Here is a 15,121-nt window from a genome sequence, read left to right on the forward strand (position 1 = left end):
AAGAAATGAAAATGCATCTTGATGAAAAAATATGGCTGGCATTAAGCTTCGGTATAATGATGATTTTCATGTTAATCACGGGCTATCAGGCTGTTGCTGAAGGAATGGCACCGCCAAGTAATATCCAAACTATCGATTCGCAAAAAGTAGATCAAACAGCGCCTTTTGATAAGCCTGGAATTAAACAGATTGGCGATCATGAATACGAAGTAGTCATGACATTGCAAGTTTTTAGCTTTAATCCTGGAAATATTGAAGTTCCAGCTGGATCAACTGTACATTTTATCTTAACTTCAAAAGATGTTGTCCACGGTTTTGAAATTGCCGAAACTAACGCTAACGCAATGGTAACACCAGGTTATATCTCAAGAGTTACCCAAAAGTTTGATAAACCGGGAAGTTATTTAGTGTTATGTAACGAATATTGCGGTGCCGGTCACCAAATGATGAGCACGACAATTACGGTTAAGTAAAGGGGGGGAAAGGCTAATGGAAACAGCAATAAATCAAACGTATAAAACAAAAGCAACTAAATTGCTAGGTGTTAATAAAGCAGACGCAAAAATTTCGAAAACATATTTATTTGTATCATTTGTCATCTTGTTAGTTGGTGGATTTTTAGGTTTAGCGCAAGGATTAAACCGTGCCGGTCTTCTTGAACTGCCATCGTGGTTAAACTATTATCAGGTTCTTACGATGCACGGTGTGTTCATGCTTCTTGCCTTCACTACTTTCTTTACATTTGGCTATCTGTATGCAGGTCTTTCACATGAACTGGGAGGGCTTCTTCCAAAGGTTAGAAAGATTGTCTGGACTGCGTTTGCATCCAAGATTATTGGCGCGGTATTGGTTGTTATTCCAATCCTCATGAATGAAGCATCAGTAATGTACACATTCTATCCGCCTTTAAAAGCACACCCAATGTTTTATATCGGTTTAGTATTCTTCGCAGTGGGTATGTGGCTGTGCAACGTTGGCGCATTTATCCAAGTAGCCAATTGGCGGAAAAATAATAAAGGAAAGCATGTTCCAATCTTCTCTTACTTTGCAACTGGTATCAACGTTCTAATGTTTTTTGCACTTATTCCTGTAGCAATCGAAGTTTTATATCTAATTCCTTGGTCTTTAGGCTGGGTTAAGACCGTTAATGTTATGGTTTCTCGTACATTATTCTGGGCCTTCGGACATACGCTTGTAAATATCTGGTATTTAACAGCTACTTCTGCATGGTATGTCATTGCACCGAAATTAATCGGCGGCAGACGCTGGAGCGACACATTAACCCGCGTCGTTATTATCGCTTTGGTAATCATGAACATTACCGGTGGATTCCATCACCAAATCATTGACCCAGGTATTTCTTTACCAGTTAAAATGATGCACGTATTTATGAGTTTAGCAATTGGTTTCCCATCATTAATGACCGCTTGGGCCATGTTTGCAGTATTTGAAAAGACTGCGAGAAAGCAAGGCGGAAAAGGACTGATCGGCTGGTATAAAAAAATGCCATGGGGCGATGTTCGTTTCCTAGCACTATTTATCAGTATGGCTTCCTTTGCTCCAGCGGGTGCCGGTGGTATTGCGCAAACAACAAACCAATTGGACACAGTTGTTCATAACACGATGTGGATTGTCGGTCACTTCCACTTAACGCTTGGTGTGACGGTCGCATTGGCATTCTTTGGGATTAGTTATTGGTTAGTTCCATATATTTCAGGACGTGTTCTAACACCACAAATCAATAAATTAGGTGTTATCCAAACTTGGATCTGGACAATCGGCATGATCTTTATGTCAGGTGCCATGCACACAGTCGGATTATTTGGCTCACCACGAAGAACTTCATTTACAACATATGGCGATCATGCAACAGCATTAGGCTGGAACCCATATATGATGGCAATGGCTGTCGGTGGTACTTTGTTAATCATCGGTGTTATTCTTCAAGTGTATGCGGTAATTAATATGATGTTCTTTGCACCAAAAGGAGAAACAGAATTCCCAATTGCGGAAGCAGAAGAAAATGCCTCTCCAACTCCTTATTGGACAGAGCGCTGGGGACTGTGGATTGTTCTAATGCTAATCGTTGTAGCAATGGCATATGTCGTTCCAATAACAGAATTTATTGTCAATGCACCTCCAGGATCACCTGGATTCAAGACTTGGTAATTAGAAAAAGCGGAAGCGCCTAAGTGCTGAAGTCGGACAGAATTGATAACAAAAGAGATAGCTCGCATGCAGGGCTGTCTCTTTCTGCTAAAAAGAGAGAGAACTTTTTTAAAAATAGGTTTGGGAAGTGGTCGTTATGATCAAAAATCGGCATCAGGTAATTTCACTATTAGTCGTATTTGTGTTTGGATTTGTTTTATTTTATACAGGTACAGATGGGTTTCGGGCCTTTACGGCGGAAACGGCCAGGGTCAACAGGCTGCTGGACGAGAAGCCGAAATTTCCTAAAATAACGTTAGAGGACAGCAAGCAGCGCGAGTATTCCATTTCTGAATTCAAAGGGAAGTACGTATTTATTACCTTTCTTTATACGTCGTGTACATCTGTCTGCCCACAGTTGGAAATGAACATGTCAAAGGTTTACGAACAGATTCCGAAAAAATATTTGGGGAAAGATATTGTATTTTTAAGCATCAGCTTTGACGCATCCAGAGACACTCCACAGACGCTCGAAAAATACCGCACTTATTTTAAAAGTGATGGGGAAACCTGGCGGATGGCAAGGGTTCCGGACAAGAATGAATTGGATGCATTGCTAAAAGAATTTGGAGTGACTGTCATTCCTGACGGATACGGGAATTTCACGCATAATTCAGCATTTTATTTAGTGGACCCAAAAGGCAGTCTTCAAGATGTGATGGACTATAAAAAAATAGATGAGGCAGCCGATAAGGTTGTCAAGATTCTGAATCAGGAAGCGGGGGAATAATCAATGCAACAATTTATATATGGATTATTGTTACTTATTGCCCTAGCTATTCCGCCTATTGCTCATTTTATGGAATCCGTGATGATTATCCATATGCATATGCAAATGCCAATGGTGGTGTTTGCGGGATTCCTGATGGCACGACTTTTTATGGACCGCTTTCCGAGATTTTTTGAAAAATGGAACGGGAATGGCGTTCCGGGAATTTTATTGTTTGTCATAATTATAGGCTTCTGGACTCTGCCGCGTTCCATGGATGATGCTTTAACTGAACAAAGCGTAGAGGTATTTAAGTTTTTGAGTTTATCACTTTTAGCTGGAATTCCCTTGAGGGACAGCTGGAAAAAGTTAAATTCTCTTGGTAAAAATATTTTTTTCATCTTCTTCACCATTTTGTTCGTGGTGGTGGGCTGGCTTTATATTGATGCACCTGTCCAGTTATGTAATAACTACTTGGTTATCGAGCAAATCACGCTAGGCTGGGGCTTCTTGACTACGGCAATTTGTATAGTTATATACTTGATATATATTACCTTTACGGACCGGACGAAATATGAATAATAGAAATGCAGCCGCTTGGAGTGATTTCCGGGCGGCTGCATTTACTTTTTATAGGATTTACCCGAGCCAGGGTCAAAGAGGCAGCTACTTCTTTTTTAGATTCGCAAATATAACGGGGGCATTCGCAAATAAAGGGACGAGATTCGCAAATAAACAGTGAGTTTTCGCAAACAACTAGTAGAGGCACCGCTTTCTTTTTTAGATTCGCAAATATAACGGGGGTATTCGCAAATAAAAGGATGAGATTCGCAAATAAACAGTGAGTTTTCGCAAAAACAAGTGTAAGCAGCCCCCTCTTTTTTAGATTCGCAAATATAAAGGGGGTATTCGCAAATAAAAGGATGAGATTCGCAAATAAACAGTAAGTTTTCGCAAACAACTAGTAGAGGCAGCCCCTTCTTTTTTAGATTCGCAAATATAAAGGGGGTATTCGCAAATAAAAGGATGAGATTCGCAAATAAACAGGGAGTTTTCGCAAAAAACAAGTAAAGGCAGCCCCTTCTTGTTTAGATTCGCAAATATAACGGGGGTATTCGCAAATAAAAGGATGAGATTCGCAAATAAACAGGGAGTTTTCGCAAACAACTAATAGAGGCAGCCCCTTCTTTTTTAGATTCGCAAATATAACGGGGGTATTCGCAAATAAAGGGACGAGACTCGCAAATAAACAGGGAGTTTTCACAAAAAACAAGTGGAAGCAGCTCCTTCTTTTTTAGATTCGCAAATATAACGGGGGCTTTCGCAAATAAAAGGACGAGATTCGCAAATAAACAGGGAGTTTTCGCAAAAAACAAGTAAAGGCAGCCCCTTCTTGTTTAGATTCGCAAATATAACGGGGGTATTCGCAAATAAAAGGATGAGATTCGCAAATAAACAGGGAGTTTTCGCAAAAAACAAGTGTAAGCAGCCCCCTCTTTTTTAGATTCGCAAATATAAAGGGGGTATTCGCAAATAAAAGGATGAGATTCGCAAATAAACAGGGAGTTTTCGCAAAAAACAAGTGTAAGCAGCCCCCTCTTTTTTAGATTCGCAAATATAAAGGGGGTATTCGCAAATAAAAGGTTGAGACTCGCAAATAAACAGGGAGTTTTCGCAAAAAACAAGTGTAAGCAGCCCCCTCTTTTTTAGATTCGCAAATATAACGGGGGTATTCGCAAATAAAAGGATGAGATTCGCAAATAAACAGTAAGTTTTCGCAAACAACTAGTAGAGGCAGCCCCTTCTTGTTTAGATTTGCAAATATAACGGAGGCTTGCGCAAATAAAAGGACGAGATTCGCAAATAAACAGGGAGTTTTCTTTTCGCAAACAACTAGTGGGTTCTAAATTAAAGGCCTTATTGGATTTGTAAAATTAATACATCCAATAACTGGTATTGTATAATGATAGAAAGAAAGGAATGATACAAAAATGATAGAATGGTACACGAATGAGGATGTCACTTGTATTGAAGGGACCGTGGAAAGGTTTGGCCGCAAAATTTTTGCCTATTTAGTAGACGGCCTGTTGGTTGACACAGGTCCACAATCCATTGAAGCGGATTTTATTTCTTTTTATAAAGAGCATTCATTTGATAAAGCTGTTTTAACCCACAGCCACGAGGACCATTCCGGAACCGCTCAGTGGATTCAGGAGAATCGCGATATTCCAATTTATGTCCATCCAAAAGGGGTCCGCGTTTGTGCGGAGTTTGCTCCCTATCCGAAATACCGCCAGATTACTTGGGGGGTGCGCAGGGAGTTTCAGGCATTGCCGCTGGGAGAATCAATTCAATCGCACAAATCAACTTGGAAAGTGATTTACACCCCGGGCCATGCCGATGATCATGTTGCACTGCTTGATGAAGAGACAGGCCGGCTTTTTTCAGGCGATTTATTTGTCGCCCCGAAAACAAAGGTAATTATGTCGAGCGAATCGATTCCGGTTATTATCAATTCCATTCGGACCCTATTAAGCTATGATTTTGGTTCGATGTTTTGCGCCCATGCAGGTTACATACCGAATGGAAAAGACACGCTGAAGCAAAAATTGGACAATCTCGAGAATCTTAGCGGGGAAGTGGAACATCTCTATAAAAGTGGGCTTTCCGCAGCGGAGATTAATGAAAAGCTGTTTCCAAAAAAATACCCGCTTATTACTGTTTCGGGCGGGGAATGGGACTCGATTCATATCGTTTCTTCAATAGTCGCAGATTTTTCGAAAGGTGTTATCAAAAGTGGGTCACAAGATTAATGGCCTTGAAGTCTAAAAAGAACTGGACAAGCTTGAATTTACTGATTGTTATGGTCAGGTTAGCTTACTTGAACGGCAGAAACTCTGATACAGGGGACTGCCGTTTTATTTTTTTAAAAAGAGTGGTAAATTTATCGTAAACATTATTTTAATCAGCAGATGGGTGATCAACATGGAGTTGCCAAAGGACTTTCTCGAAAAAATGAAGAGCCTTTTAGATGAGGAATATGAGGATTTTGTAAAAAGTTATCACGATAATAGATCGCAAGGGTTTCGGGTGAACCCTTTAAAAATCTCAGTTGAGGAGTTTAAAAAAATCAGCCCTTTTAATCTGGAAAAAATCCCATGGGTGAAAGAGGGGTTTTTCTATGGAACAGAGGACCGGCCCGGGAAGCATCCGTACCATGAGGCAGGCCTGTACTATATTCAGGAGCCAAGCGCGATGGCGGCAGGGGAGCTAGTCGACCCGCAGCCGGGTGAGCGTGTCTTGGATTTATGTGCAGCGCCGGGTGGGAAAACCACTCATATTGCGGGAAAAATGCAGCAGCAGGGATTTTTGCTCACGAACGAAATTCACCCTGCACGGGCCAAGATTCTTTCGCAGAATGTCGAGCGGATGGGGATTAGGAACGCCGTTGTAACCAATGAAACTCCGGCGAGACTGGCCCAGCGGTTTCCGGGGTATTTTGACCGGATCATGGTCGATGCACCGTGCTCTGGAGAGGGGATGTTTCGCAAGGATCCTGATGCCTGTGCTGAATGGAGTCCTGAGAATGTAGCGGTATGTGCCGCTCGGCAGTTTGATATTCTCGAACACGCTGGGACGATGCTTCGTCCGGGGGGCAGGCTCGTATACTCGACCTGTACATTTTCACCTGAAGAAAATGAAGGTGTTATTAGTAAGTTTTTAAAAGATAACCCTAACTTTGAGATAGAGGATGTTCAGGTTTATGAGGGCTTTGGAAAGGGCAGGCCGGACTGGATTTCAGATGGTGCTTCTGGTCTTGGAAAGACGGTCAGGATTTGGCCTCATCAATTACAGGGTGAGGGGCACTACATTGCTGTTCTAAGAAAAACGGATGGTGACGAGGCGGGCGGCAGGCTGAAGTACGCTAAAACCTTGTCCGACCAGAAAATTTTAAAAAGCTATTATCAGTTTGCGGAGGAGACTTTGCTGGAGACACCAAAAGGGGAATTTCTTTTATTTGGCGAGCAGTTGTACCTGTTGCCGAAAGAAATGCTGTCATTGGAAAATTTGAAGGTTGTTCGGCCGGGATGGCATCTAGGGACGATTAAAAAGAACCGCTTTGAGCCGTCACATGCCCTTGCTTTAGGTTTAACCGGGGAACAGGTGAAGCATAAATGGAATCTCGAGAAGGATTCCCGTGAAATGCTCGCCTATTTAAAAGGAGAGTCTTTGGCGGCAGAGGGTCCGAAAGGCTGGTACTTGTTGGAGGTAGACGGCTATTCCATCGGCTGGGGCAAGCTGTCAGATCATATTTTGAAAAACCATTTCCCAAAAGGGTTGAGATGGACGGGGATTGGTTGAGGGACATGAAAGAACATTATTATGATAAGCTATTAAATATAAAGACAAGAGCGGAGCAGCAGGGATTTCACCAGTCCCTGCATTACCACCGCTATGAGCCAACTCCCTATAGCGGACTGGAAGAATTATTTAAAACCTATGAGCTGAAACCAGGCGACCGGGTTGTGGACTTTGGCTGCGGACGGGGACGGCTGAACTTTTATATCCACTATTTCTTTCATGCATCAGTGGTTGGAGTTGAAATGGATGAGGGGCTGTTTCAGGCAGCTTTGGCAAATCACGAAAGCTATATTAGAAAAACAAAGAATCGCAACGACAAAGTTGAGTTTCGTTGCTGCCTGGCAGAAGAATATCCGGTAGCTCCTCGGGATAATCGGTTTTATTTTTTCAATCCGTTTTCGATTCAGGTCTTTCAAAAGGTTATTAATAATATCTTAGTTTCACTGGAAGAACACCCGCGGGAACTTGATGTGATTTTATATTACCCCTCTGAGGATTATATTTATTTTCTGGAAAACCAAACGGCCTTTGAACTGCATGAGGAAGTAAAGTTGCCGTATGTTTATCGTCATAATCAAAACGAGCGATTTTTGATTTATAGGCTGGGATATTAGAGAAACTGCACGGGCAGCGTCAGGATTCACCGGGAGGGATTATGAATGTACCACCGTTTATGGATTTTTTTAAATGGATGTTTAGCCTTGATTTCTATCGTCTATATTTGGTTATTCAGTCCTCATGATAATTCATTAGTAGTACTGGCGCAGTTTTTGGCTCAGGTGGCAATGCTATTGTTTCTAGTCAATATCAATATGTATTTCATCTTTTTGGTGATTCGGAAAACATCGATACGAAAGGTGAAAATCCGGCTTGCCAAGTTTTCGCGCTATTTTATGAAATGGCATATCCCGATTGCGGTATTGGGTACGTCAACGATTATTGGGCATGCAGCGATCAATTTATATGCAATTGCCCCACTGCTTGGCTGGGGACATTTAAAATTATGGAGCGGCCTATTGGCGCTGGTAACGCTGGCAGTCGTGTTGTTTGCGGGCTGGCTTAGACACAAAAAGGCATCCGGCTTCCGCCGAAAATTCCACCTCATCGCTGCCATGATGTTTCTAGTGATATTCTTAATTCATATGTTTATACCCATATAATAAATAGGGTTTGAATTTGGAGGTGGTTTTGAATGGAGAGTATTACGGTTGTTTCGCTTCTAGATGTAATTAGTGAGTTGTTTTCGGATGAGATTTCGATTGCGGTTTCCAACACTAGTGAGTATATTTATTACCGGCCGAGCAAGCGGATTGATTTGAAGATTCGGCGTGGCGATCCTTTGAAGGATGGCACGATTGCCTATAAGGCAGTGAATACTGGACAGAAGGTTTCGGAGTTTATCGACCGTGATGTTTTTGGGATTCCTTACCATGGGATGGCTGTGCCATTTTTTCATGATGGGAAGATTGAAGGCTGTGTGACAGCAATATTTCCGTCACTAACCAGCGGCAAGTTAGTCGTCACCATTAAATCAGAAGATGGCTGGATTCCAGTTCCGTTTTCACAGGTGATCTACCTCGAGGCTAAGGAAAAGAAGACCTTTGTTTACGCCGAAGAGCACAGCGGCACCCATAAATATTCGCTGCAGGAATTTGAATTTCTACTTCCAAAGGATGACTTTATCCGCTGCCACCGCTCGTTTATTGTGAATGTCAATCATATAAAGGAGATTCACCCAGACACCCATTCGACCTTTATTTTAACGATGAAAAATGGCGACAGGGTGCAGGTCAGCCAATCTTATTCGAGCTATTTTCGTAGATTGTTAGGATTTTAGAAAAAATTCTGCTTTAGTCAGTAGATTTTCTGTTTTATCCGAAAATTTCGTAACTAGTCCCCAATTTCTCTGACTGAAAACCTTTATCGGTTACAATTAAAATAAAATTCCATTGGGGAGTGGGATGAAATGTTGGATAGCAAATACGAACGGATTAAAGATTCACGACTTTGGGACCGTGTAGTGTCGCCGGAAGAGGCAGCATCTTGGATTCAAGACGGTATGACGCTGGGATTAAGCGGCTTTACACGTGCCGGTGATGTGAAAGCGGTTCCCTTTGCATTAGTGAAACGTGCCGAGCACGAATCGTTTAAGGTAAATGTTTATACGGGAGCATCATTGGGCTCAGACGTTGACAAGCTGTTTGCAGAGGCTGGAATTATTGGAAAAAGGCTGCCTTTCCAAGCAGACCCGACGATGCGCGGAAAAATCAATAACGGTGAGATGTTGTTTGTAGATCAGCACTTATCACACACTTCGGAACTAGTTCGCGCTGGTGTAATGGATCCTGTCGATTACGCTATATTGGAAGCGTTCTCAGTTACCGAGGATGGAATGGTGATTCCGACCACTTCAGTGGGCAATTCTCTATCGTTTGCCCTGAATGCAAAGTCGATTATTATTGAGATCAATTTGGCACATCAGGTGAACCTGGAAGGCTTGCATGATTTATATGAGCCTGGGAAGCAGGGAGAGCGCGGACCGATTCCATTGACGGGGGTAAAAGACCGGATCGGCACGATTGGAATACCGGTTGACATTGATAAGGTAAGAGGGATTGTGTTTACCAACCAGCTAGACTCACCTTCAACGATTGTTCCTCCAGACGAGGAAACGGTCATCATGGCCAACCATTTAATTGATTTCTTACGTACCGAAGTGCAAACGGGCCGTCTGACAAACCGGCTTGCGCCGCTTCAGTCAGGGATTGGTTCGGTTGCGAATGCAGTTCTTCATGGCCTCCTGGATTCAGAGTTTGAAGACCTTGAAGTATACTCTGAAGTATTGCAGGATGCCGTGTTTGATTTAATTGATGCCGGGAAGGTTAAGTATGCTTCATGCTGCTCCATTACATTGTCAGAGCAGAAGATGAAAGAGGTTTATGGCAATTTTGAAAAATACCGTGATCTGCTTATCATGCGGCCGCAGGAGATTTCCAATCATCCGGAAATTATCCGCCGTCTTGGATTAATTTCCATTAACACCGCGCTGGAATTAGACATTTACGGCAATGTCAACTCCACTCATGTACTTGGAACGAAAATGATGAACGGAATCGGCGGTTCCGGCGATTTCGCCCGCAATGCCCGCCTTGCGATTTTCGTAACAAAATCCATCGCCAAGGGCGGTAAGATATCAAGTATCGTGCCTTTCGTTTCCCACGTCGACCATACCGAGCATGATGTCGATGTCATTGTGACGGAACAGGGGTATGCAGACTTACGGGGACTTTCACCGAGACAGCGAGTAGAATTGATCATCGAGCGCTGTGCGCATCCAATGTACCGTCAGCAGCTGCGCGAATATTACCGGGAAGCTCTCACAAGAGGCGGACAAACCCCTCATGTGTTGGAAAAAGCATTTTCCTGGCATACGAATTTTGCAACAAATGGAACTATGCTGCAGCCTGTACTGGAAACGGTCTAAAATATTATATTGAAAAGCTAAAGGTGAGCCATGTATCCTAGGGCTCACCTTTAGTTTTTTCTTTGAAAAAACATATCTAATTGAAGTTTGGGGGAATTTAGATGATGGAGGGATAAAAAATGAATGAAAATGTGATCAAGCTAACTAGTAGTGAAATATCCTCGTTATGGTCTTCGTATATAAACATCGGTGTGGCAAACTGCCTATCAACACACTTTGAAGAAACATGTAATGACCCTGAAATTCTTGCTCTTCTTGATGAGTGTCAACATTGTGCCAAAAAACATTTGAGGCTGATTGAAGATTTATTTAATGCAGAGAAAATTGCTATACCTGAAGGCTTCAAGGTGGAGAAGCATGTCATCCCCCGCGCACCAAAACTTTTTTCCGATATGTTTTATATCCATTCGATCCTTCATATTACAAAGTTCGGGGTTACCTCCCATACTGCTGGAATGCTTCTTGCGGCTCGGGAAGATGTACGAATATTGTTTAAAGGGCTATTTGATGATGTTTCTGATCTCTATAATAAGGTTGTAAATTGTATGCAAGAAAAAGGGATCTTTGTAAGAATGCCATATATGAACTATCCAACTAAAATTGACTTTGTAAATAAAGAAAGCTTTTTGACTGGCTGGTTTGGCAGAAGGCGTCCTCTGTTAGGCATTGAAGTAACCCATTTAATGGTCAATGCCATTCAGAATGAAGTTGGAAGGGCAATTTGTGCTGGATTTTCTCAGGTAGCCCAAGACCAGGAGGTTAGAGAGTATTTTCTCCGCGGAAAACACGTCTGCAAGCATATTCTAAATTCCATCCATGATGTGTTAATAGAAAGTGATGTACCAGCAGCGATGTCGTGGGATCAAGGTGTAACCGACTCAACAGCTGCACCATTTTCGGATCAACTAATGCTTTATATCGTGGGGGTTCTTTCTAATCTTGGCATTTCCTCTTATGGTGCTGCAATGTCAGCTACCATGCGCAGGGACATAAGTGCCATGTACACCGGCTTTATCGCCAAAACAGGAACGTTTGGCGAGGATGGTTTGAATTTAATGATTGAAAGAAGATGGATGGAACAGCCGCCGCAATTTAATGATCATGATAAATTGGCTAAAAAGGAATAAATGATGAAAATAAATGATTAAAAAAGGGAATCAACCTAGTGAATGGTTAATTCCCTTTTTTATATGGAGGAGATACCAGGAGAACAGCGAAATAAAAGAAGTGTTTATTTATAAGGGGGAATGTTTAATGGAAAAAAAGGTGTACGTGATTAGGCATTGTGAGGCGGAGGGACAGCCAAAGGGAGCACAGCTAACAGAGAAGGGGCGACAGCAGGCGAAGGAATTGGCTGGATTTTTGGCGGGTGTAAAGATTGATAAAATAATTTCAAGTCCATTTCGACGTGCTGTTCAGTCGATTGAACCTGCCGCTTTTTCGGGAAAAATTAGAATAGAGGTGGATGAGCGCCTCTCAGAGCGCATTCTAAGTACCAAGCCATTGGAGGATTGGCAAGAAAAATTAGAGACGTCATTTGTGGATCTAGAGGCCAAATTTGATGGCGGGGAGTCCAGTGCCGAAGCGATGGACCGAATTGTTAGTGTCGTAAAGGAAGTTTTGGCTGTGGAGACTGAAAATACACTTATCGTCACCCATGGGAACTTGATGTCATTGCTATTAAAATATTTTCAACCGAATTTTGGATTTGAAGAGTGGAAGAACCTCAGTAACCCAGATGTCTACCTTTTGACCTTTTGCAATCAGAATGTCAGTATTAAGCGTGTGTGGGAGTAGAGTGATCTGGTGTCAGGGATCAATTTAAGGAGAGTACAATGGAGTTAAATAAACGAATTGATGTGCTTGATTATTTGCGCGGTTTTGCTTTGTTGGGAATCATTCTAGTGAATATTGGACCATTGCTGTCTGCTAAAACCCCCGCGCCTCACTCATTGGACGCTTCCTATTGGCAATTTTTATATTTATTAGTGGAAGGCCGGTTTTACACCATTTTCACCTTTTTGTTTGGCGTCGGATTCTATATTTTTATTACACGGGCCAACGCAAAGGGCAAAAACGGATATGTCTTATTCTTGAGGCGAATTGCTGTACTATTCCTCTTTGGCTTGATTCATGTACAGTTTCATCCTGGAGAGGCATTAACCGTTTATGCAGCCTGTGGATTGATACTTTTGCCTTTTTATAAGATTAATAAAGCGGTTAACCTCATCATAGGGCTTGGTTTGTTAGTCATTATTGGCATTTCCGCCATAAAAATTTTAATGGTCATTCCGGTTATGCTGTTAGGGATTGCAGCAGGTCAGTTCGGTTTGTTTGAGGCTGTATCCAAAAGGGTAAAGAAGGTTGCCGTTTTCACTGTGATTATGTTCGGGTTAAGCGCAATAGGACTGTATTATCAATACCAATATGCACCGGTTTTGTCCGAGGGTGTACAATCTGGTAGAGAGGCAGCGAGGTTTATTGATATTGGCATAACAATAGGTCCGATTGTTTCGGCTTTTTATGCCGGTCTTGTAGTGCTGTTGCTGCAGATTCAGATTATCCAAAAGCTGTTGTCACCTTTAAAAAGCTACGGAAGGATGGCACTGACGAACTATCTATTGCAAACTGTGTTTATCTATCTGGCAGGCTATACCTTTAACCTGTTCGGAAGGATTTCTTACATAGAAACTCTTTATATATGTCTAGCTATTTACGTTATTCAAATGACATTTAGTGTCATTTGGCTGAGATTCTTCCAATACGGCCCGCTCGAGTGGATTTGGCGGGCAATCACATATACGAAGCTTCCGCCAATGCGACGCATGAAGATACCGGAGACCTGACCCTCGGATCCCATTCTATGCCAAAGGACAGAGGAATCGGGCTTGGCCTAACTGTCAGCAACAAAATTATCCAAGAACACCATGGCACCAAGAAAACGAAAGTCATATCGGCATGGCAAAACAGTAAAAGTGGAATTAAAACATATTTAAAAAGGTGTCAGGCACCGCTCGTGGACAAATGGGCCATTTGTCCACCAGGGGTGGACACTTTTTTTGCTTACTTTAGCATTATTTTGTATAGCGATTGGCATAGCTTGAGGCGACAAAGGCGTCAGGTTTTATTTTTGGTTCTACGCCCATGGATTCCATTCGCATGACCATTTCTTTCACAAACTCACTCGTTTTGTTTCGAATTCCCGCCCCGATGTCGATATGGCCCTCTATCGTAAAAGTAGCCCCTTGATAGACATTTGGCAGAACAATATTGATTAATTCATTTTTCTTTTCCTCTGTAAACAGGGAGACGACTTCCTCCGTTAATGATAATTCCAGTGAAATCCGCTCGTGCAGCTGAGTCATTTTTCTTGGAACAATCACCTTTTTTATACACGCCCATACGCCATTTCCCATATTTTGAATGACAATGCCGGTAATGAAAATGGTATGTGACCTGTGAACCTGAGAATCGGTTCCCACCATTAAGCGGTAATTCCCGCGTGGGTCACACTTCATAAATTCAGTTATCCGCTCGAAAACCTGTTCAAATGCCATTTTGCTCTCTTGAAGATTTTTAAATGTATGGCCTGCAGGCCTGGGATTTACCATCATGAATCCACCACATCTTTCCCTTCAATTCTTTGATGTTATTACTCTAGCTTATGGAAAAGTAAGGATTAGCGTGCAGCGATTGAAATGATTCTAAGGATGGGCTTTAGAGAATTTCAGATTTAATTTCCTTTATTTGCTCAATATGCCGCTGATCGTGCAAATAGACGTTTTCAATCCATTGGTAAAGAGGCAGATAACCAAAAAGAGGATGTTTAGCAGATTTCTCAGTTAGAACAGTTTTATCTTTTACCCCATCCATAACAGTCAGTAAATTTGTCCTTGATTCCTCCAGCAAATTGAGAATCTGCTGTAATTCGAAAGGGCCCATAGAAGGAGCGACGATACTCGGAGCATCTATTTTCTTCGTGCGGTCCAATAAATACAGTTGTAACGGTTTTGCATCTGCCTTTTGGCTTTTTTCAGATTTCATTCCATAAATAAATCCGCTTGTAAAAGATTTTTCCGCTAAGTAAAGATGGTGGCAGACTTGGGCCACACTCCAGCTATTTTCTCCAGGTGATTTGTTGAAACCATCAAAACCGAGATTTTGTATCTCGTTAATCAATTGCGAGCGAGCCTCCGCCAGCCTTTCACGAAGTACCTCCAATTCAACCATAACCATTCCCCCTAAATTGGACTAACAAAATATGTCCCACTATGTTTTATATTCGGCACTAAGCTAATTATTCCTTTTTATGACAAATAGAGGTTGGGTGTCCGCCTGCCTTAGATTATGACATTGCG

15 protein-coding genes are annotated in these 15,121 nt (G+C 42.1%); 13 read left to right on the forward strand and 2 right to left on the reverse strand.

All coding sequences use genetic code 11. The features are described 5' to 3' along the window. The first annotated feature begins 5 nt into the window (after positions 1 to 5). The 13 genes from ACZ5B7_RS01930 to ACZ5B7_RS01990 all read left to right on the forward strand — a co-directional run bounded on the left by ACZ5B7_RS01930 (position 6) and on the right by ACZ5B7_RS01990 (position 13,609). A complete protein-coding gene (locus ACZ5B7_RS01930) occupies positions 6 to 473 on the forward strand; it encodes a cytochrome c oxidase subunit II (RefSeq protein ID WP_213120850.1) in 468 nt (155 codons plus the stop codon). A 16-nt stretch (positions 474 to 489) separates the two neighbouring features. Next, the gene (locus tag ACZ5B7_RS01935; RefSeq protein WP_464492407.1) at positions 490 to 2,169 is read left to right on the forward strand and encodes a cbb3-type cytochrome c oxidase subunit I; all 1,680 of its coding nucleotides are present in this window, start codon (positions 490 to 492) and stop codon (positions 2,167 to 2,169) included. 136 nt (positions 2,170 to 2,305) lie between these two features. After that, positions 2,306 to 2,938: an SCO family protein gene (locus ACZ5B7_RS01940; protein WP_464492408.1), complete on the forward strand. Its 633-nt coding sequence runs from the start codon at positions 2,306 to 2,308 to the stop codon at positions 2,936 to 2,938. A 3-nt stretch (positions 2,939 to 2,941) separates the two neighbouring features. Then, a complete protein-coding gene (locus ACZ5B7_RS01945) occupies positions 2,942 to 3,499 on the forward strand; it encodes a hypothetical protein (RefSeq protein WP_464492409.1) in 558 nt (185 codons plus the stop codon). Positions 3,500 to 4,908: 1,409 nt separating this feature from the next. Further along, positions 4,909 to 5,730 (forward strand): MBL fold metallo-hydrolase, encoded by an 822-nt coding sequence (locus tag ACZ5B7_RS01950; RefSeq protein ID WP_464492410.1) that lies wholly within the window; start codon positions 4,909 to 4,911, stop codon positions 5,728 to 5,730. A 172-nt stretch (positions 5,731 to 5,902) separates the two neighbouring features. Further along, positions 5,903 to 7,279 carry an RsmF rRNA methyltransferase first C-terminal domain-containing protein gene (locus ACZ5B7_RS01955; protein ID WP_464492411.1) on the forward strand — a complete coding sequence of 459 codons (1,377 nt, stop codon included), beginning with the start codon at positions 5,903 to 5,905 and terminating at the stop codon, positions 7,277 to 7,279. 5 nt (positions 7,280 to 7,284) lie between these two features. After that, a complete protein-coding gene (locus tag ACZ5B7_RS01960; RefSeq protein ID WP_464492412.1) occupies positions 7,285 to 7,893 on the forward strand; it encodes a class I SAM-dependent methyltransferase in 609 nt (202 codons plus the stop codon). A gap of 45 nt (positions 7,894 to 7,938) precedes the next feature. After that, complete coding sequence (locus ACZ5B7_RS01965; RefSeq protein WP_464492413.1) at positions 7,939 to 8,439, forward strand: hypothetical protein; 501 nt, start codon at positions 7,939 to 7,941, stop codon at positions 8,437 to 8,439. Between the two features lie 32 nt (positions 8,440 to 8,471). Then, positions 8,472 to 9,116, forward strand: coding sequence for a LytTR family DNA-binding domain-containing protein (locus tag ACZ5B7_RS01970; protein ID WP_423800514.1), 645 nt, complete (start codon positions 8,472 to 8,474; stop codon positions 9,114 to 9,116). A 129-nt stretch (positions 9,117 to 9,245) separates the two neighbouring features. Next, positions 9,246 to 10,763 carry an acetyl-CoA hydrolase/transferase family protein gene (locus tag ACZ5B7_RS01975; protein ID WP_464492414.1) on the forward strand — a complete coding sequence of 506 codons (1,518 nt, stop codon included), beginning with the start codon at positions 9,246 to 9,248 and terminating at the stop codon, positions 10,761 to 10,763. 119 nt (positions 10,764 to 10,882) lie between these two features. Further along, on the forward strand, positions 10,883 to 11,890 hold the full coding sequence (locus ACZ5B7_RS01980) for a DUF3231 family protein (RefSeq protein WP_464492415.1): 1,008 nt from the start codon (positions 10,883 to 10,885) through the stop codon (positions 11,888 to 11,890). Positions 11,891 to 12,017: 127 nt separating this feature from the next. Continuing rightward, positions 12,018 to 12,560, forward strand: coding sequence for a histidine phosphatase family protein (locus tag ACZ5B7_RS01985; RefSeq protein ID WP_423800517.1), 543 nt, complete (start codon positions 12,018 to 12,020; stop codon positions 12,558 to 12,560). Positions 12,561 to 12,598: 38 nt separating this feature from the next. After that, positions 12,599 to 13,609, forward strand: a complete 1,011-nt coding sequence (locus ACZ5B7_RS01990; protein ID WP_464492416.1) for a DUF418 domain-containing protein — start codon at positions 12,599 to 12,601, stop codon at positions 13,607 to 13,609. A gap of 228 nt (positions 13,610 to 13,837) precedes the next feature. On the opposite strand, the gene ACZ5B7_RS01995 is transcribed toward ACZ5B7_RS01990, so the two are convergent. Beyond that, a complete protein-coding gene (locus ACZ5B7_RS01995; protein ID WP_213147820.1) occupies positions 13,838 to 14,374 on the reverse strand; it encodes a ribonuclease H-like YkuK family protein in 537 nt (178 codons plus the stop codon). 106 nt (positions 14,375 to 14,480) lie between these two features. Further along, positions 14,481 to 14,993: a DinB family protein gene (locus tag ACZ5B7_RS02000; protein ID WP_464492417.1), complete on the reverse strand. Its 513-nt coding sequence runs from the start codon at positions 14,991 to 14,993 to the stop codon at positions 14,481 to 14,483. Positions 14,994 to 15,121 lie beyond the last annotated feature (128 nt).

The organism is Neobacillus sp. S1115 (assembly GCF_055385565.1).

Excerpts from the sequence above, each read along its gene's own strand:
- ACZ5B7_RS01985 (WP_423800517.1), top strand. The coding sequence starts at position 12,018 with ATGGAAAAAAAGGTGTACGTGATTAGGCATTGTGAGGCGGAGGGACAG.
- ACZ5B7_RS01990 (WP_464492416.1), top strand. The coding sequence starts at position 12,599 with ATGGAGTTAAATAAACGAATTGATGTGCTTGATTATTTGCGCGGTTTT.
- ACZ5B7_RS01995 (WP_213147820.1), bottom strand. The coding sequence starts at position 14,374 with ATGGTAAATCCCAGGCCTGCAGGCCATACATTTAAAAATCTTCAAGAG.
- ACZ5B7_RS01975 (WP_464492414.1), top strand. The coding sequence starts at position 9,246 with ATGTTGGATAGCAAATACGAACGGATTAAAGATTCACGACTTTGGGAC.
- ACZ5B7_RS02000 (WP_464492417.1), bottom strand. The coding sequence starts at position 14,993 with ATGGTTGAATTGGAGGTACTTCGTGAAAGGCTGGCGGAGGCTCGCTCG.
- ACZ5B7_RS01945 (WP_464492409.1), top strand. The coding sequence starts at position 2,942 with ATGCAACAATTTATATATGGATTATTGTTACTTATTGCCCTAGCTATT.
- ACZ5B7_RS01955 (WP_464492411.1), top strand. The coding sequence starts at position 5,903 with ATGGAGTTGCCAAAGGACTTTCTCGAAAAAATGAAGAGCCTTTTAGAT.
- ACZ5B7_RS01950 (WP_464492410.1), top strand. The coding sequence starts at position 4,909 with ATGATAGAATGGTACACGAATGAGGATGTCACTTGTATTGAAGGGACC.
- ACZ5B7_RS01960 (WP_464492412.1), top strand. The coding sequence starts at position 7,285 with ATGAAAGAACATTATTATGATAAGCTATTAAATATAAAGACAAGAGCG.
- ACZ5B7_RS01980 (WP_464492415.1), top strand. The coding sequence starts at position 10,883 with ATGAATGAAAATGTGATCAAGCTAACTAGTAGTGAAATATCCTCGTTA.
- ACZ5B7_RS01935 (WP_464492407.1), top strand. The coding sequence starts at position 490 with ATGGAAACAGCAATAAATCAAACGTATAAAACAAAAGCAACTAAATTG.
- ACZ5B7_RS01940 (WP_464492408.1), top strand. The coding sequence starts at position 2,306 with ATGATCAAAAATCGGCATCAGGTAATTTCACTATTAGTCGTATTTGTG.
- ACZ5B7_RS01930 (WP_213120850.1), top strand. The coding sequence starts at position 6 with ATGAAAATGCATCTTGATGAAAAAATATGGCTGGCATTAAGCTTCGGT.
- ACZ5B7_RS01965 (WP_464492413.1), top strand. The coding sequence starts at position 7,939 with ATGTACCACCGTTTATGGATTTTTTTAAATGGATGTTTAGCCTTGATT.
- ACZ5B7_RS01970 (WP_423800514.1), top strand. The coding sequence starts at position 8,472 with ATGGAGAGTATTACGGTTGTTTCGCTTCTAGATGTAATTAGTGAGTTG.